This is a genomic window from Achromobacter sp. HZ34, assembly GCF_002209485.1.
Classification (GTDB): domain Bacteria; phylum Pseudomonadota; class Gammaproteobacteria; order Burkholderiales; family Burkholderiaceae_B; genus Bordetella_C.
The window spans coordinates 30,636-47,343 of record NZ_NJIX01000004.1 but is presented as its reverse complement, the minus strand read 5'-3'; the positions used below and the strand labels follow the sequence as shown (position 1 = coordinate 47,343).

At 64.4% G+C, this 16,708-nt stretch carries 14 protein-coding genes; 7 read left to right on the top strand and 7 right to left on the bottom strand.

Features of this window, described 5'->3' with window-relative positions; translation table 11 throughout:
- The first annotated feature begins 1 nt into the window (after position 1).
- The 4 genes from CEY05_RS16795 to CEY05_RS16780 are packed head-to-tail and all read left to right on the top strand — an operon-like array spanning position 2 to position 4,647.
- Positions 2-1,192: a glycosyltransferase family 2 protein gene (locus CEY05_RS16795; protein ID WP_088597616.1), complete on the top strand. Its 1,191-nt coding sequence runs from the start codon at positions 2-4 to the stop codon at positions 1,190-1,192.
- Positions 1,189-2,499 carry a lipopolysaccharide biosynthesis protein gene (locus CEY05_RS16790; RefSeq protein WP_088596664.1) on the top strand — a complete coding sequence of 437 codons (1,311 nt, stop codon included), beginning with the start codon at positions 1,189-1,191 and terminating at the stop codon, positions 2,497-2,499. The genes CEY05_RS16795 and CEY05_RS16790 overlap by 4 nt, the downstream gene beginning before the upstream one ends.
- Positions 2,496-3,548, top strand: coding sequence for an acyltransferase family protein (locus CEY05_RS16785; protein ID WP_088596663.1), 1,053 nt, complete (start codon positions 2,496-2,498; stop codon positions 3,546-3,548). The genes CEY05_RS16790 and CEY05_RS16785 overlap by 4 nt, the downstream gene beginning before the upstream one ends.
- 16 nt (positions 3,549-3,564) lie before the next feature.
- Positions 3,565-4,647 carry an acyltransferase gene (locus tag CEY05_RS16780; protein ID WP_088596662.1) on the top strand — a complete coding sequence of 361 codons (1,083 nt, stop codon included), beginning with the start codon at positions 3,565-3,567 and terminating at the stop codon, positions 4,645-4,647.
- On the opposite strand, the gene CEY05_RS16775 is transcribed toward CEY05_RS16780, so the two are convergent.
- The 5 genes from CEY05_RS16775 to CEY05_RS16755 all read right to left on the bottom strand — a co-directional run bounded on the left by CEY05_RS16775 (position 4,619) and on the right by CEY05_RS16755 (position 10,316).
- Positions 4,619-5,635 carry a capsular biosynthesis protein gene (locus CEY05_RS16775; RefSeq protein WP_088596661.1) on the bottom strand — a complete coding sequence of 339 codons (1,017 nt, stop codon included), beginning with the start codon at positions 5,633-5,635 and terminating at the stop codon, positions 4,619-4,621. The two genes, CEY05_RS16780 and CEY05_RS16775, sit on opposite strands and share 29 nt — an antisense overlap.
- A 24-nt stretch (positions 5,636-5,659) precedes the next feature.
- Positions 5,660-6,640: an NAD(P)-dependent oxidoreductase gene (locus tag CEY05_RS16770; RefSeq protein WP_088596660.1), complete on the bottom strand. Its 981-nt coding sequence runs from the start codon at positions 6,638-6,640 to the stop codon at positions 5,660-5,662.
- Positions 6,637-8,346, bottom strand: coding sequence for an FAD-dependent oxidoreductase (locus CEY05_RS16765; RefSeq protein ID WP_088596659.1), 1,710 nt, complete (start codon positions 8,344-8,346; stop codon positions 6,637-6,639). Before CEY05_RS16765 ends, CEY05_RS16770 begins: the two co-directional genes overlap by 4 nt.
- Positions 8,347-8,407: 61 nt before the next feature.
- Positions 8,408-9,172 carry a GDSL-type esterase/lipase family protein gene (locus CEY05_RS16760; protein WP_088596658.1) on the bottom strand — a complete coding sequence of 255 codons (765 nt, stop codon included), beginning with the start codon at positions 9,170-9,172 and terminating at the stop codon, positions 8,408-8,410.
- 58 nt (positions 9,173-9,230) lie between these two features.
- Positions 9,231-10,316 carry an SLBB domain-containing protein gene (locus CEY05_RS16755; RefSeq protein WP_158219348.1) on the bottom strand — a complete coding sequence of 362 codons (1,086 nt, stop codon included), beginning with the start codon at positions 10,314-10,316 and terminating at the stop codon, positions 9,231-9,233.
- A gap of 367 nt (positions 10,317-10,683) precedes the next feature.
- Here CEY05_RS16755 and CEY05_RS16750 point away from each other — a divergent pair, with 367 nt between their 5' ends.
- Both CEY05_RS16750 and CEY05_RS16745 read left to right on the top strand, forming a co-directional pair.
- On the top strand, positions 10,684-11,478 hold the full coding sequence (locus CEY05_RS16750; RefSeq protein WP_233161573.1) for a WecB/TagA/CpsF family glycosyltransferase: 795 nt from the start codon (positions 10,684-10,686) through the stop codon (positions 11,476-11,478).
- Between the two features lie 8 nt (positions 11,479-11,486).
- On the top strand, positions 11,487-12,767 hold the full coding sequence (locus CEY05_RS16745; protein WP_088596655.1) for a hypothetical protein: 1,281 nt from the start codon (positions 11,487-11,489) through the stop codon (positions 12,765-12,767).
- A 55-nt stretch (positions 12,768-12,822) separates the two neighbouring features.
- Here the strand turns inward: CEY05_RS16745 and CEY05_RS16740 are convergent, their stop codons facing one another.
- Complete coding sequence (locus CEY05_RS16740) at positions 12,823-14,241, bottom strand: undecaprenyl-phosphate glucose phosphotransferase (RefSeq protein ID WP_233161572.1); 1,419 nt, start codon at positions 14,239-14,241, stop codon at positions 12,823-12,825.
- Positions 14,242-14,263: 22 nt separating this feature from the next.
- On the bottom strand, positions 14,264-15,682 hold the full coding sequence (locus CEY05_RS16735) for a mannose-1-phosphate guanylyltransferase/mannose-6-phosphate isomerase (RefSeq protein WP_088596654.1): 1,419 nt from the start codon (positions 15,680-15,682) through the stop codon (positions 14,264-14,266).
- Between the two features lie 563 nt (positions 15,683-16,245).
- Between CEY05_RS16735 and bcsD the strand changes: the two genes are divergently transcribed.
- Complete coding sequence (gene bcsD / locus CEY05_RS16730) at positions 16,246-16,701, top strand: cellulose biosynthesis protein BcsD (protein ID WP_233161571.1); 456 nt, start codon at positions 16,246-16,248, stop codon at positions 16,699-16,701.
- The last annotated feature ends 7 nt before the right edge of the window (positions 16,702-16,708 follow it).

The following is a 16,708-nucleotide window of genomic DNA, read 5'->3' as shown; positions in this document are numbered from 1 at the left end:
CATGTCCTATGTCCTGCATCTCCTCCTGGCGATCGTCGCCCTGCCGGTCACGGCGGCCACGCTTTATCTGGCCGTGCTGACCCTGCTTTCTGCCCGCCTCAAGGTGCCGCGAGCGCGGCAGCATGACCTGCGCTTCGACATCATCGTGCCCGCGCACAATGAAACCGCGGTGATCGAAAGAACGGTGCGCAGTCTCTTGGCGCTGGACTGGCCACCTGAAAATTTTCGCATCATCGTGATCGCCGACAACTGCGACGACGACACCGCAGCGCTGGCACGCGCCGCTGGCGCGGTGGTGCTCGAACGTAAAGACCAACACCGGCGCGGCAAGGGTTATGCGCTGGAGCATGGCATTGCTCACAGCGCGGCCGACGGCCGGGCCCATGCAGTGGTCGTGATCGATGCCGACACCGAAGTCACGCCCAATCTTCTTGCGGCGTTCGCGGCGCGCATCGAGCAAGGCGCGACCGTCATGCAGGTGCACTACGGCGTCCTCAATCCAAACGATTCATGGCGCACACGCATGGTCACCATGGCGTACGGCGCGTTCCACGCGGTACGCGGCCGTGGCCGGGAACGCCTGCATGCGTCCTGCGGCCTGCGCGGTAATGGCATGTGCATGACCCACGCGCTGCTGCGCGAAGTGCCCTTCAACATCCATTCGATCGCCGAGGATCTGGAATATGGCATCGTGCTGGGCCTGCATGGCCACCGCGTGACATACATCGACGAAGCCAGCGCCGACGCGGAACTGATCCCGTCCGAACGGGGCTCGCGCACCCAGCGCCAGCGCTGGGAGGGCGGACGCATGATGGTGGTGCGCGCGTACACAGGCCGGCTGCTGGCGCGCGCCCTGCGCCAACCCAGCTGGATCTGCTTTGAACTGGCGCTGGACCTGTTGACCCTGCCGCTGGGCTATATCGTGCTGCAGACAGGCGCTCTGCTCGTGGCGGGCACCGTGGCCGCACTATTGCTGCCCGGCGCCGGACTCTGGACATGGCCAGTGCTGGCGGCGGTGCTGCTGGTGCTTCTGGTGTGCCATGTGCTGCGTGGCTGGCAGCTTTCGCCACTGGGTCCGCGTGCCTTGCTGGACCTGTTGCGCGCACCCTTCTTCGTGATCTGGAAACTTTACGTGCTGACACGCAATCGCGGCAACAAAAGCTGGATCAAGACCGACAGGAACTCCCGGTGAACGCAACACGCTCATCCGCATTCAGCATTGCGCGCCTGTTCGGCAGCTCCATCGTTGACCAGGCCATGCTGTCGGCCGCCAATTTCGGCGTGGGCCTGATTCTCATCCGGTATGCGGCCGAGGCGCAGTACGGGTACTACATCCTTGCCTTCAACACCATGATCCTGCTGACCACGCTGCAGGGAACTTTCATCGGCACACCCATGGTGATCCGTCTGCCGACGCTGGACGACGGTGCCCGGCGCCAATGGATGGGAAGCCTGCTGCGCGATCAACAGCGCTGGGGCCTGGCGGGCGGGCTGCTGGCGCTGCTGACAATCGCCGTAGTCTGGACAGCTGGCCTGCTGGACCGGCAATCGGCGCAGGTGGCCGTGGCGGCGACCGCCCTGGTGCTGGCCGCGCTCTATCGTGAATATCTACGCGGCATCCTGTTGATGTATCACCGGCCGCAGCAAGTCCTGGCGGCCGATGCCATCTATGTAGTCGTCCTGCTGGCTGGCTGCGCCGCGTCCGTGCATACCCCCGCGGCGGCGGTCGGCGCGCTGCTGGCCGGCATGCTGGCTTCGCTTGCCTGCGGCCATGCCTTGCGCCGCAAGCTGGGTACCGAGATCGACGATCAAGCCGCGCCCGGTCGCCTGCGCGACATCGCCAAAATGGGCTTCTGGGCCGCATCGGGCGGCGTCATCTACTGGCTGTTCAACCAGGGCTACAACTTCCTCACCGCGGCTACGCTGGACCTGGCCGCCGTGGCCGCGCTGGCGGCTTCGCGCCTTACGCTGATGCCCATCAATCTGCTGCTGGCGGGCATGCAGAAGCAGTTGACGCCGCTCGCCTCACACTGGCTGCACCAGATGGGCGCGCGCCGTACCTTGCACCGCCTCGCCTGGTTTTCAGCGGCGCTGGGCGTCACCACGCTGGTCTATGGCGCGGTCATCTGGCTGTTGCGCGACTGGATTTTCCTTGACGTGATGCGCAAGGACTTCGCACAGCGCGACGAACTGGTCCTGCTGTGGTGCGGGCTGTTCGTCCTGATGGTGATGCGTGAACCCGTGATGATGATCGCGGTGTTGAGGCAGCGCTTCCGGATCCTGAGCGGCGCCACCTTCGTTAGCGCGGTAGTGTCGCTGTCCGTCAGCTATTTCGCCATGCTGCGTCTGGGCCCGGTAGGCGCGGCGGTCGGCATCGTGGTGGGAGAAGTCCTCTATTGCAGCGCCGTGCTGGTGCTGGTGCTGCAGGAAGTCCGCAAGGACGATACGCCGGCCGGACCTGTCATGCACGGTGCATCGGAATCAGGAAACCGGCAATGAACACCCACGCGCCCGTCACCGCGCATACGCGCAACGCCACCATCGATGTCGCCAAAGGCATCGGCATACTGCTGGTGGTCCTGGGGCACAATTTCTGGGTAGTGGACCAGGTTGCGCTGAAGTCAGTGGTGTATTCCTTTCATGTGCCGTTGTTCATTTTCCTGGCAGGCGTATTCTTCCGTCCTGATCGGTCATTAAGACTCACGGTGGCGCGCCGCGCCGATGCCCTGCTCAAGCCTTACTTCATAACCCTGGTGGCGCTCGCGGCCTTTCAGGTCTTCTTTCGGGGCCGTGATGGCGCGGAGCTTGGCGGCGGTATCCTTTACGGTACCGGCGCGACCATCGCGTGGATCCCTTTGTGGTTCCTGCCTTACCTGTTCCTGCTGACTTTGGGGGCATGGCTGTATTGGCGCGTCTGCGGCCTGCGGCAGGGGGGGGCTGTGCGACGCATTGCTGCGTTGGCGGTCCTTCTGGTGGGCGGTGTATGGGCGATGACGAAGATCGCTGCGTCTTCCGCCGTTCTGTTCGGCCAGCCCATCGCAACCGCCGGTCTACCCTGGAGCGTGGGACTGCTGCCAATCGGCGGCTTCTACTTCATGCTTGGCTATTACTGCCAGGCGTACCTGATGCGCATCCGCTGGCATACGGCAGGCGCGGCATTGGCGTTGCTGGCTTTCGTCGCGCTGTTCTACTTCGTGGGCGCCACCATGGATTTGAACCAGAACCGCTATGACGGCTTGTTTGGCTCGACCGCCGCGGCGCTGCTGGGGATCTATCTGGCCTTGCAATTGGCCGCGGTCTTGCAGCAGTGCGAGCCTGCCGCGCGGGCGCTGCGCTACGTGGGCGAGTCCAGCCTGCTCCTGCTGCTGCTGCACGGTATAGTGCAGGCCATTTTCTTCACGAAGGTGAGAGAAGATCTTGTCGGCGGTGCCGTGCCCCATGCCGCCCTTGCCTATGTAGTCGGCGTGGGGGTGCCCCTGCTGGTGGGCGAGGTGCTCAAGCGCCTGCCCCTGCTGGAGCACTTGCTGCTGCCACGCCGGCTATCCTGACACCCATCCACAGGCCATGGAAATTTTCTCGATCCAGTATTTGCGCGCCATCGCGGCGATGATGGTGGTGGTGGTTCACCTCTACCCACAGCTGCAGCGCATGGGCTACCAGGGCTACTGGCCCGAATGGATGGGTGCCGGCGTCGACGTCTTCTTCGTCCTCAGCGGCTTCCTCATGTGGATCACGACCTGCGAGAAGAAGGTTGGCGTGATGACGTTCTACCGACGCCGTGCCGTACGCATCGTGCCGCTGTATTGGGCGCTGATGTCCGTCGCGGTGGCCATCATGCTGATGGCTCCGCAGCTGCTTCAAACCACGCGCTTCAACCTTTTCCACGTCATCGCGTCATACCTGTTCATCATGGTGCCCAACCCCGCGGGTCTGGTGGAGCCGGTCTTGACGGTGGGCTGGACGCTCAATTACGAGGTGCTGTATTACGTCGTATTCGGCCTGACATTGGCGCTGCCCGTCGCGTGGCGTTTCGGCGCGACGGCACTGGTGTTCGGCACCCTCGCAGTGCTTGGATGGGCAGGTGTGGGAGGCAGCTCGCTGATCGTCAAGGCCTATACCGCCGACATCATGCTTGAATTCCTGCTGGGCATGGCGCTAGGGGCGTGGTTCCTCAAGGTGGATAAATCAACCCGGACGAACGAAGGGTGGCCAGCACTGCTGGGGTGGGTGCTGGTCCTGGGTGGTCTTGCGACGTTGCCGCTGATGGCCGTAATGGCACCGGGCGCGATTCGGCCCTTGGCGCAAGGCATCCCGGCCACGGCCATCGTCGGCGGCGCAATCCTGTTGGAACGTTGCCTGGCGCTGCCGCGCATGAAGCTCCTGCACAGGCTGGGAGATGCGTCATATTCGTTGTACGTGTCACACGCCTTCGTACTGTCCGCCGTCAGCCAGGCCTGGCGCAAGCTGCATCTGGATACGCTGCCCGGCGGCAAGGCAGGTTTCTGCGTCGTCGCCATGCTGTGCGCGTTGGCGGGCGGTGCCATCGTCTATGAAGTGCTGGAAAAGCCTCTCATCGCCTTCTTCAGGAAGCGGCGTGAACAGGCCGCGTCCACGACAGCTACGCGCCGATCCGCAGCCGGTCTTTGAGCATGCGCAGCCAGCGCTTGTGACGGCGCGTGGCGGCTCGTTGCGAGGACCAGTCGATGATGCTGTCATGCACATCGTAGTGGCCCCGTTGGGCATCCGGTATGCGTCCCGCTTCGACATCCGCGATCAGGGCCGGCAAGTTGCGATAGAACTCCTCGCCACGGTAGGGAGGATGCAGTGACCACAGGCCTGGCGCCGCGCCCAGCAGATCGACGCGGTACAGCCCGTGCTGGCGCAACACCATACCCAGTATGACCTCCGCCTCGCGCGCCTGCGGCGGATTTCCCAGCAAGTGCGATTTGAAGCGTTGCAGCGCGCTCGGCGGCAGCAGTGGAAATGTGCCCAGCGTGGCGCGCAGCCGCTCCATGTCGAGCATGAATATACGCGTGCTCGCGGACTGGAATCGATACGCTGGCGCGTTGGCCACTTCGGTGCGCACCGGATGCGGCGAGCCATGTCCATGAATTGCAGCATCCGTTGCGGGAGGCCCGGGAAAGGGTCCGGTCAACAGCACCGTGGGATCCTGTTCGGTGAATGCGATGGCTTCCTCCACCCAGGTCCGGCTGCCGCCACCGAACAGCATGTCGCCATCGAAGTGCACGATGTGGCGTGCGCGGCTGTGATACATGCCGTAGAAGTAGGCATAGAAAGGACCGCCGTCCCAGGCTTTGACGGGGATGTCGTCCGTACCGAAATAGGCCTGCGCCACTTCCCGGCGAGCGGCGGCGGCATAGTCGACCTCGATGACTTCCAGCTTCGGCATGTCACGTTGCAGGTCGCGCGCCAGTTGCAATAGCTTGGTCCGATATTCGTCGAAGCGGTTGCCGCGATAGCGGCCCGAACGGCTGCGATGAGTATCGATGGTCACCAGGATGCGATCGACCATGGGTGACCACACCCGGATCTGATGTGGCAGCAGCTGCGCCGCATGGGGATAGTCCATGGGATACATGCTGATCTGCGCAGCGACACGGTAGGAATAATCCAAGTCTGCTTCTCCTCTTTTGCGCGGCTACGTAGCGAGACCGGCATGCCGGCCGTCCGCCGCCGCGCAGGCGGCCACGCCTTGCGCCAACGGCGTCCAGTCCAGGCCCAACGTATCCTCGGCGCGCTTCGACACCAACCGCATATCCTGGCTCCACAGCCGCTTCAGCGAGGGCGGAATGGGTGGCGGCACGCTCACGCCGACGAGGGGCAAACCGATCTGCGCCACCTTCAAGGCAGGCGCCGCCACGTGCGTCTCCAGCTGCAGCCTGCGTGCGCCCACGCGCCGCAGGGGTACGGCACCGAGCGCGCGCGCATACTCCAGGAAGTAGCGGTTCCAATCCGGCGCATGCGCCATCGCCAGGTTATAGACCGGCCCGTTCGCCACCTGGGAAGCCGGCGCCAACAGACTGGTCCGTACCGCGGCCAACACATCATCGATATACACGAGATTGCTGTTGCCATCGCCGGCAGCACCCAGGTCACCAATGCGGCGGGCGCGTAATAGCCTGGCGATGCGCTGACTCCAGTGCGGACTGCCGGGACCATACACACAACCTGGCCGCAACGTGACGACGCCATCACGTCCCGCGAGCAGTCGCTCGGCACCGACGCGGGCGCCGGCATAACCGCCCATGCCCTCCGCCACCGGCTGAGTCTCGTCGACCGCGCCACGCGCGGGTCCATAGACGACCATGGAACTGAAATGCACGACCCGGACGCGGTCGCCGCCGCGCGTGTCCAACGCAACGCTCAGCGCGCGTGCGCCGCCGAGGATCCTGGCGGGCGCTCCCGCCACGCAATTGACGGCGGCGTCCACTGCGCTCAGTGCCCGCGCCACGGCGATCCGGTCGGTGATATCGACCGCGACCTGGCGCACATTGTCGTGCAATTGCACGGGACGTCGCACGCACGCCACGGGCTCGGCCCAGTCACTGGCTGCCAATGCCGCGATCACCCGACGGCCCACATATTCGTCGGCGCCCAATACCAGTACCCGCTGCTTCATGTCCGCGCCGTCTCCAGGGTGGTGGCGCCGGCAACAGGAGTGCGGGCGGCCGGCGCATATTCACGCCGCAGATGCGCCGCCAGGCGCAAGGCCAGCGCCACGATCGTCAAGGTCGGATTGGCCTGGCTGGAAGTGGGAAACACCGCGGCGCCAGCCACGTACAAATTGCTGCATTCATGCACACGGCAGTCGCTATTCACCACGCTATCGTGCGGATCGCGGCCCATGCGAGCCGTGCCGATATGATGGCCGCCGTAAGCCCCATAGCGTGTCATTTCCATTTCCACCTGCGCGGGGTCATATTCGAAGCTGCCCACACCGCTGTTACGCAGTTCGTCGGCCAGGGCCGCAAGCGCTACCTTTACCGTCTCGACATCGCCAGGCGTATAGCGCCAATCCACATGCAGGCGCGGTACGCCCAAGGCGTCGACATCCGTACCCAGGCTCACCCGGCTCTGCGCGTTCGGCTCCTGTTCGGCATGGAAATCCAGACTGTAGCGGCGATTGCGTGGATGCACGATGATGGATGGAAACTTGCGCTCGGCCAGCTTGCGGCGAGTGAACAGTTGCCACACGAACGACACAGCCGCGGGTACTCCCAGCACGACGTTGCGCAAGTGGCGCAGCCATAAGCCGAACGTGCCTGGCGTATCGCCATACAGCCGCTTGGCGTATTCATACGGCACGATGGGCCGCGCCAGATAAAGCGCCGATAGAATGCTGTTGCCATGCCCCGCATCGGGTATGCGCGGATGATGCAGCCGCGCCACGAAATTGCCCGCGCGCAGCCGCCGCTGTGCGGCGGGCCTCAAGGCCAGCCGCCGCCGGCAGTACACACCTTCGTCGGAAACTTCATAGCCGTGCCAGACCGACGCGGCGCTGGCCAGATCGACAGTGCCGATGGTGCCGGCGATATGGCACATGTAGTACCGGCCCACCACGTCGCAAGAATTGCCCAGGCCCCGTCCGCTGGCGCCCGGGCTGGCCAACAGCAGGCGCGCCGTTTCCAGGCCGCCGGCCGCCAGTACGTAGGCGCGTGCGCGTACCGTGAACGCGACGCCGGACAAGGTACGCACTCGGGCGGGTCCCACCGCTGCGCCATCCGCCGCGGATGTACTGTCCAGACCGACCAGGTTGGCATGGTGGATGACCCGCACCGGCCCTGTACGCAAGCGCTCGCCATAGCGTTTGCCGAAGTCGGTCGGACAGCTGAAGCGCTCCAGCGTATCGGTGGAGAACACGGTGCTGTCGAAGCCACCTATCATCGGCCGGATGGGGTGCTCGAAAGCCGTTTCCGCGGTATAGGCGAAATCGCCCGCTTCGCAGATCTGGTTGGCATGCGGATAGTAGGGCAGCAGATCGTCCAGGCCGATGGGCCAGCCGCTAAGCGGAATATAGGCGCGCGTCTCGAAATCGATGGGGTCCATGGGCATGCAACGCCCCCCCCAGATCGTGGTCGAGCCGCCCATGCGGCGCGCGCGGTAGCGATCCGGCTCGCTATGCATGCGTACGTCCGGCACCGTACCCTGGTATAGCGCCTGCGTATCCTTCTCCGCGCGCGGGCCGCCGCTTTCGAGCAGGACGACGTCCAGGCCGCTATCCATCAAGGCCAGCGCCATCGTGATCCCGGCGGCGCCAGCGCCGACGATGCAGATATCGGCGTCCAACACGGAACCGGTGGGGATCGTATTGGCGTCCAGGATCATCGGTTCGCTCCGGACGGGCACTGCGCAGCGGCGCGCGGCCGGTGGACGAAGCGCACCCGCATCAGTAATGCACGGCGGAGCCCGCCGGCAACTTCAGCGTCTCATGGACATAGCGCGCGAAGTCGGTGTAGCCGGCCGGGGAAGGATGCACACCGTCGGCGAATTTTCCAGGAGCCAACACGCGATAGTCGTTGGTACCGCCGCTGGACCAGTAGAGATAATCGACCACCCGCATATTGGCGTAGCGCGGCGCCAGCGTGCGCTGCAACCATTCATTGAAAGCGCGGGTCTGCGCGATCATGGGATCGTTCATGCCCAGGTAGGCGCCGATGTTGTCCACGATGAAGGGAATATGCTTTTCCGCAAGCGTGCGGGCGAAATAGGAAAAATTATCCTGCATGGTCTGCAGCGACAAATGCGCCGCCGCCACGTCATTGATGCCGACATGCAGATAGACCAGGCGTGGCAGTGAACCCGCCGGCAGTGTGCGCGGGCCGCGTCCGTCGCCCGGATCAAAGTTCTCCGCCAGCACGTCTCGGCGCCAGCGCGCGCGCACCTGCGACGACGTTTCTCCACCGATGCCATGATTGAAATGAAACACCCCGGAGTATCTGGCCAGCTCGTAAGACAACTGGCCAGGGCTGGAGGGGTAGTCAGGCACGAACTGGCCCTGGACGTTGAGGCGGCCCTTGCGCTGGATTTCACCTTCGGCGATGGAGTCGCCCACCACCACGGCATAGACTGGCGCCGATTGGGCCAGTGCGGGCAGCGCGTGGCCGCCCACCATCAAGGGCAGGGCCGTGAGGAAAGTCCGACGATTCAACATGCTGCAGCCTGTCTGTGCGCACCCTGGCAGGGTGCCTGTTCGCATCCGGTGAGTGAACTCAGAAGATGCGTTCGTTGACGTGAATGACGTCGCCCGGCTGCACGGCATCGGTCATCTTGACCCGCTTTTCCGTGACCTTGCCGGTCAGCACGTCGGTGCGATTGATATCGATGCGGCTGTCCGATGCGCGTGGCGTCAGCCCTCCCGCCAGCGATAATGCGCGCATCAGGTTCAGCCCCTGCTCGACGGGATAGGCGCCCGGCTTGCCGACCTCGCCGTAGACGTAGAAGCGCGGCGCCTCCGGCACGAAAATCACGTCGCCAGGCTGCAGCTCGGTGTCCTGCACCGTCTGCGACGGCGATTGCCGGTTGCCGACGTACAGGTTCAAGCGCTGATTGCCGCCGTCGGCGCGGCGCACCAGCGTCGCCACGTCGCCCGCGCCGCCACTGGTGCCGCCAGCCATCGCCAGCAGCTCCAGCACCGACAGATGTCCTTCGATGGGATAGCGGCCCGGCCGTTCCACCTGGCCCAGCACGGAAACGATGCGGCTGCGCAAGGTCAGAACCTCCACCGCCACTTGCGGATCGGTCATGAAGCCCTTGTTGCGCAGTCCCTGTTCGATGCGCCTGCCGATCGCCGAAGGCGTCAGCCCCGACACCCGCAGATTGCCCAGCATGGGTATGACCACCTGGCCGTCAGCATCGATGGTCACACGTGCCTGTGCGCCGCCAGTACCCATGATGTTGATGCCCAGCGTATCTCCAGGACCGACCGCGCCGATGGCGCCGTTGACGGCCTGCTCCATGGCTTCATCGCCACCAGGCGTCAGCACGGGCGTGGGCGCGCCCGCCGCGCGGCTCGCGGCAGCACCTGCCACTACGCCGGTTTCGGGCAAGCGATTGCCAGCGGCGTTGCGCTCCGAGCCGCGGTCGCCACTACCGATTTTCGGCGCGGGCACCGCAGGCGCGGGCACGTAGTTGCTATTGGCGGCCGGCGTCACCGGCACGGGAGGTGGGGCATAGGGCTGCTGCGGCGGCGTTGCCCGTGGCGGCGTATAGGTAGGCACGGGCTGGGCCGGTGCCGGCGCGGTATAGCCAGGAGATTGATAGGGCGCGTTGTACCGCCCGTAGTCACCGCCAGGCATCGTCCTGGCACCAGGCGCGGGCGTCGTGGGTGCCTGTCGCGGCGCCGCAACAGGGTCGGGGATAGGCAAATCCTGGGCGCGCGCGGATACCGCCAACACAAGCAGCGCCCCTGGCACCGCCATCCTCAACCCTGCTTTCAGACCCGCCACGTCATTCTCCGGTCGCAAAATCGTTGCGCGCGCGTGTAATAGTAGCCGAAGCAATCTGTCACACCGAGTGTTTTTAAATACAATGCTCAAGCGATGTTGCGTGGCATCAGGCATGGAGTTCTCATGCGGCCGGATGAGAACGTCGTTCCAAAGCCCACAGCCTTTCGTATCGAGATAATTCTTGTCCAGTTCAGCGCATGTATCCGGACCTCTCGCGGTGACGAGCAGTGATACGCTGGCCTTGCCCAGCGTACGTTTGTTCGACCTCGACATCGCCGCCGTCTCGTTCGACACAGCCCTGGAGCGGCTGTCACACGCCGCGCTGCGGCGTGATGGCCACGCCCGCGTCGTGGTGACGCCAAACGTGGATCACCTGACCCGTCTGGACAAGGCACCGGAATTTCGCGAACGCTATAGCAAAGCCGAGTTCATCTTCGCCGACGGCATGCCCGTCGTCTGGGCCAGCCGCTGGTTAGGCAAACCCTTGCCCGAACGGGTCACCGGCGCCGACTTGTTCGTCGCCTTGTGCACCGAGGCTCAACGCCAACAGTGGCGCGTGATGCTGCTGGGAGGCATGCCGGGCACCGAATCCAGGCTGCTGGATGGTTTCGCCCGTTTTTTCCCTGGGATGGATATCGAAATCACTGCACCCTCCATGCGCTTCGATCCTTATGGCGCGGAAGGTGAAGCCTTTGCGGAGAAAGTGAGGAGTAATCAACCTGACGTGGTTTTCCTGTGTGTCGGCATGCCGAAGCAGGAAAACTGGGCGCTGCATTACGCACCGACGTTGCCAGGCGGCATCGTCCTGTGCGTGGGCGCCGCCATGGAGTTCGCCATCGGCTTGCAACGCCGCGCGCCCAAATGGGTACAGCGCATGGGCATGGAATGGGCCTGGCGCCTGGCCAGCAATCCCCGCCGTCTCTGGCGCCGCTATCTGGTGGACGACACCCGATTCCTTGGATTGTGTTGGCGGCAATGGCGCAATCAACGCGGTTCCACAGCCGCGCCGTGAAGTTTGCAATGCGCCGGACCCTGGCAGCCGCCGGACTGGCGCTGTGCGGCGCGCCGGTCGTCGGCGCCCCCGGTCCCGCTGACTGGGCGGTGCAATTAGGCAGTTCGTACCAATATCAGAACAACCCGGCGCGCCTGCCCGATTCGTCGTCCGACATCCGCGGCTCGGGCATCCTGGTCAACTCGCTGGGCCTGGGTCTGCGCATGCCTTTGCTGTCCGATGACACCAGGCTGGAAATCGGTGGCACCTTGGGTGACGCACGCTACACCAGCAATCAACAGCTCGACCACCAACCGCGCAACATGCTGTCCACGCTGCACTGGCGCGCGACACCCTTGTTCGCCGGGCGCTTCGATTACGGCTACCAGAACCAGTTGGCGTCCAACCTGGGCTTGACCTGGCCGGACCGTGACTTGACGACCCGCGATTACAAATCGGCCGAGATCGGCCTGCGCGTGACCGAGCGCCTTACCCTGCCCGTGGTCAGCGTGTTTCGCAACGGAACGCGCTACGACCAGGCCTCGAACCAGACGCTGTACGACCGCACGGATACCGGCTGGCAACTGTCCGGCCGCTATGCCGGATATGGCCGTTCGCTCGCGCAAATGGGCCTGCGCCATACCAACGTGGACTACTACGATCGCACGCCTGGCTTGGTGTCGACCATAGACAATCGCTACACGGACAATGAGGCGTTCATCGCGGCGCGCTGGGACTACAGTCCCAAGACGCTGTTGCAGGGGCGCATCGGTATGCTCAAGCGCGACTACGACAACCTGACCGATCGCGACACACGGCTGTTCACCTTCGAAGGCCGGGCTACCTGGGATTACTCGCCCAAGACGCGCCTGGACCTGCAGCTTTGGCGTCGGCCGTATGCGTACGACGATGACCCGACCGTGCTGTATTCCATCCAGACCGGCGGCCTGGCGGCCCTGACCTGGAGGCCTACGGTGAAAACCGCGCTAAGCCTGGGCGTGGAGCACAGCCAACAGCGCAACACGGCCTTCACAGGCAGCGACGACGAGACCTTGCAGATCTGGCGCCTGGGCGCCCGCGTGCAATGGCAACACACCGACAGCCTGCGCTGGATCATGGACGTCTATCACGACCGTCAGCGGGGCAACAGTACGCAGGACAGCTATAACCAGAACTTTGTCCGCGTCGGTTTCGAATACACGTTCGGCAGCCGCGCCAAGGAAGACCTGCGCATGCTGATGCAGCCGACCGATTGCCTGTGGCGCCGCCCAGACCTGGCGATGTGCGATCCGATCAACGCGCAGCCATAGGCCTCCCGCATCCCATGCCGCCGCTCGTAATGCGGCACGTCGGCCCAGGCAATGGTCAGTACGCGTTGCGGTCCCAGAACACCACCAACACCGTGCGCACCAGGATCTTCAGATCCAGCTGCAGCGTCCAGTTGGCGATGTAATAGCGGTCGTACTTCACCCGGCGATGCATCTTTTCCGGCGTATCGGTTTCGCCGCGCAGGCCATGTATCTGCGCCCACCCCGTGATGCCCGGCTTGACGGAATGGCGCAGCATATAGCCGCGGATCAGGCGCCGGTACATCTCGTTGTGCTCGGCGGCATGGGGGCGCGGACCCACCAGGCTCATGGAGCCGGACATCACATTGAAAAGCTGCGGCAACTCATCCAGCGACGACTTGCGCAGGAAGCGGCCGACGCGCGTCACGCGCTTGTCGCCCACCTGCGCCTGGCGCAAGGTGCCGTCGGCTTCCCGGCCCGAAGTCACTGTCATGGAACGGAACTTGAACACGGTGATGGGCAGGCCACGTTCACCGTAACGCTGCTGGCGGAAGATGACGGGACCCGGCGAAGTCAGCTTGATGGCCACGGCCGCGGCCAGCATGACGGGCGACAGCATGACGATCATCAGGCCGCCGATGAAAAGGTCCATGGCCCGCTTGATGCTGCGCGACAGCCCCACCATATGCGTTTCGTGCAGCGCCAGCAGGGGCACGCCGGCGATATCCGCACTGCTGGCGGAGAGCTCGCCCAGGAACGGCGATTCAGGCATCAGGTAGATTGCCGAGGTCGAGTCGTACAGGCGGTTCATCAGGTCTGCCGTCAGCGGCTTTTCCTTTTCATCGTCCAGCGTCACGAAGGCCATGCCGAACTCGCCGGTCTCGATGCGCGGCAAGGCATCCGGGTAGCGGCCCAGGTATCTGGGTACGGGCGGTTCGCCGTCGCGGACATGCACTTCCTCTGCCGCGTAATAGCCCGCCACGTAGATGCCCAGGATGGGGGAACGCTGCAGGCGCATGGCCAGCTTGCGCGCTTCCGGCCCCATGCCGAAGAACACCGCGGCACGGCGGCTGGAAGGTGAATTGTTGAGGCGATACGCCACGCGGCGCAGGCAGAACAAGCCGATGACCTGCAAGGGGAGGGCCACCGCGGCCCACTGCAGCGTCATCAGACGCAGCCAGTCCGGATCGTTCTGCTCGCGCGGCAGGAAGAACAGGGCAGCCACGCACAGGAAGACGACGTTGAACCAGCGCATGGCGCCCCGGCCCAGCATCCACCAGGTGCTGCGCGCGCTGATCAGCAGCGAGAAGCGCGAATATATATAGAAGGCGCCCGCGGCCAGCACCGCCGGCACCCAACTGAGAAAGACGGGCGACTTCATCCCGTGCACGCCGGACAGGATCAGGAATGCCCCCGCATTGAGCAGGGCGCACACCAGCCCGGCCAGGGCCATGAAGGAACGATGGGGATGGGTCGGCGGCGCGGGCGAGAGCATGATGGAGGGCGCGGGGAGAATTTCAGCGGCCGTAGACGTCGTCGAACCGCACGATGTCGTCCTCGCCCAGATAGGGACCGGATTGCACTTCGATCAACTCCAGGTCTATGGAACCCGGATTCTCCAGCCTGTGCTTGACGCCCAGGGGAATGTAGGTCGACTGGTTCTCGGTCAACAGGAAGACTTCGTCGCCGCGCGTCACGCGCGCGGTGCCGGTCACCACGATCCAGTGCTCGGCGCGGTGATGATGCATCTGCAGCGACAGGCGAGCACCGGGCGCCACGCGGATGCGCTTGACCTGGAAACGTTCGCCATTGTCGATCGAGTCATAGCTACCCCACGGCCGGTAGACCAGCCGGTGCGCGGCCGCTTCGGCCCGCTTGGCGGCGTTCAGGCGGGCGACGATGCGCCGGACTTCCTGCACCTTGTCGCGCGCGGCCACCAGCACCGCGTCCGCGGTTTCCACCACCACCACGTCGTCGACGCCCAGCAGGGTCACCAGGCGCTCGCTGGCATAGGCATAAACGTCGTGGCAATCCTCGACGATGACGTCACCGCGCACGGCATTGCCGTCGGCGTCGCGCGGCGCCAGTTGCCACAGCGACGCAAAGGAGCCGATATCGCTCCAGCCGGCGTTCAGCGGCACCATCGCGACGTCGGGATCGCGCTCCATGACGGCGTAGTCGATGGAATCGGACGGACAAGCGGTGAAAGCGGCCTTATCTACCCGGACAAAATCCCCATCGTGACGGGTGCCGGCCATGGCGGCGCGGCAGGCCGCCAGGATATCGGGGCGATGCGCCTGCAGCGCCTGCAGATACCTGGACGCGCGGAACAGGAACATGCCGCTGTTCCAGTAATACTGGCCGCTGGCCAGATACTGTTCCGCCGTGGCGGCATCGGGTTTTTCGACGAAGGCCTCGACCGGGGCAACGCCGTCGCGCGAAGCACCGGCGCGGATGTAACCGTAGCCCGTTTCGGCATAGGCCGGCTGCACGCCGAACGTCACCAGCTGGCCCGCCTCGGCGGCGGCCCGGGCGATACCCACGGCCTCGTGGAAGCGCGCTACGTCCGGCACGGCGTGGTCGGATGGCAACACCAGCAGCAGGGCATCGTTGTCATCCGCCGTGGCCAGCAAGGCGGCCAGAGCGATGGCCGGGGCGGTATTGCGGCCTGCCGGTTCGAGCAGGATGGACGGCTGCTCCAGGCCGATCTGGCGCAACTGCTCCGCGACAATGAAGCGATGTTCTTCATTGGCGACAAAGATAGGGGGGAGTTCGGCAAGCGCGGAGACACGCTCGCAGGTCGCCTGCAATGCGGACGAATCGCCCAACAGGGGCAGGAACTGCTTCGGATAGCCCAACCGCGACAGCGGCCATAACCGGGTGCCTGAGCCGCCTACCAACAGTACGGAGCGCAGCTTGAGCGGGGCACTGGACATCTGGACTCCCTGGCAATCCCCGGCCGTCACACATTTGTTGCGGCGCAGGTACAAACTTCTGCATGTGGGGCCGAAAACCCCGCCTTTCGCACGTCATCCTTACGAACGATGACACGTAACCGTTGTAGCAACGCCCGTATCTATTTATTTTAATTTAAGTCGCCAATATACTAAAATCGTTTGTTGCAGCGCGCGAAATGGGGTGTGGCATCTTTGCCTCATTCGCCTACAGATGCAAGGTCATGCTCCAAGAATGCGGCCTAAAGTCCCGCAGCTCCGCCTTGCCGAACCGGGTACAGAGCCTATGCAGGGCCACGGCACCGAAAAAGTCGCGATGGCCCGCTCCCGTAATCTCCTTTTACGTGCAAGGCGATGTGCAACTGCCATAAGCAGTAGGGTGTTCAGGCTCCGGGGTTACGCCTTCTGGCACCATACGCGCGGTGCTGGGTTCGCCCTCCAGCCCTCCGAAGTTACATATTGGCCGCGTCCAGCGTCGTCATCGTTACGAACGCCAGCCGCGCCGATCCCCCGGCGTCACTGAGTACCGCCAGCGAAGGAGCATCGTGGAAAGCGCAGTCCTGTCCCACCTGAACGACCGACTATGTGCCAGTCAGTGGCGCGAAGCACTGGCCGCCTTTGCACAGGAATTGGCCCAGGACCTGACGCCGCAGCGCCTGCGCACCTTGATGCGCCGCGCGGGCGAACGCTTTGCCGCCGCGCACGTGTTGCCGCAAGCCGCCTCCATCGAAGACCTGCAGAGCGCCATCAATCATCTCTGGCAGACGGTGGATTGGGGCTGGGTGACGATCACCGAAGCCGACGATCACCTTGCCCTGACCCATTACTGCGCCCCCCTGCGCGCCGCCTTCGGCGCCGAGCACATGGCCTGGAGTAGCGGCTTCCTGGAAGGCGTCTACGAGTTGTGGATGCGCCAGTTGGGGGCGGACAGCCAATTGCACGTCGCACAACCGCAAGCCGCCAACCCTGACGGGACCATCGTCTACCGCTTCGGACGGTAGCCATCAT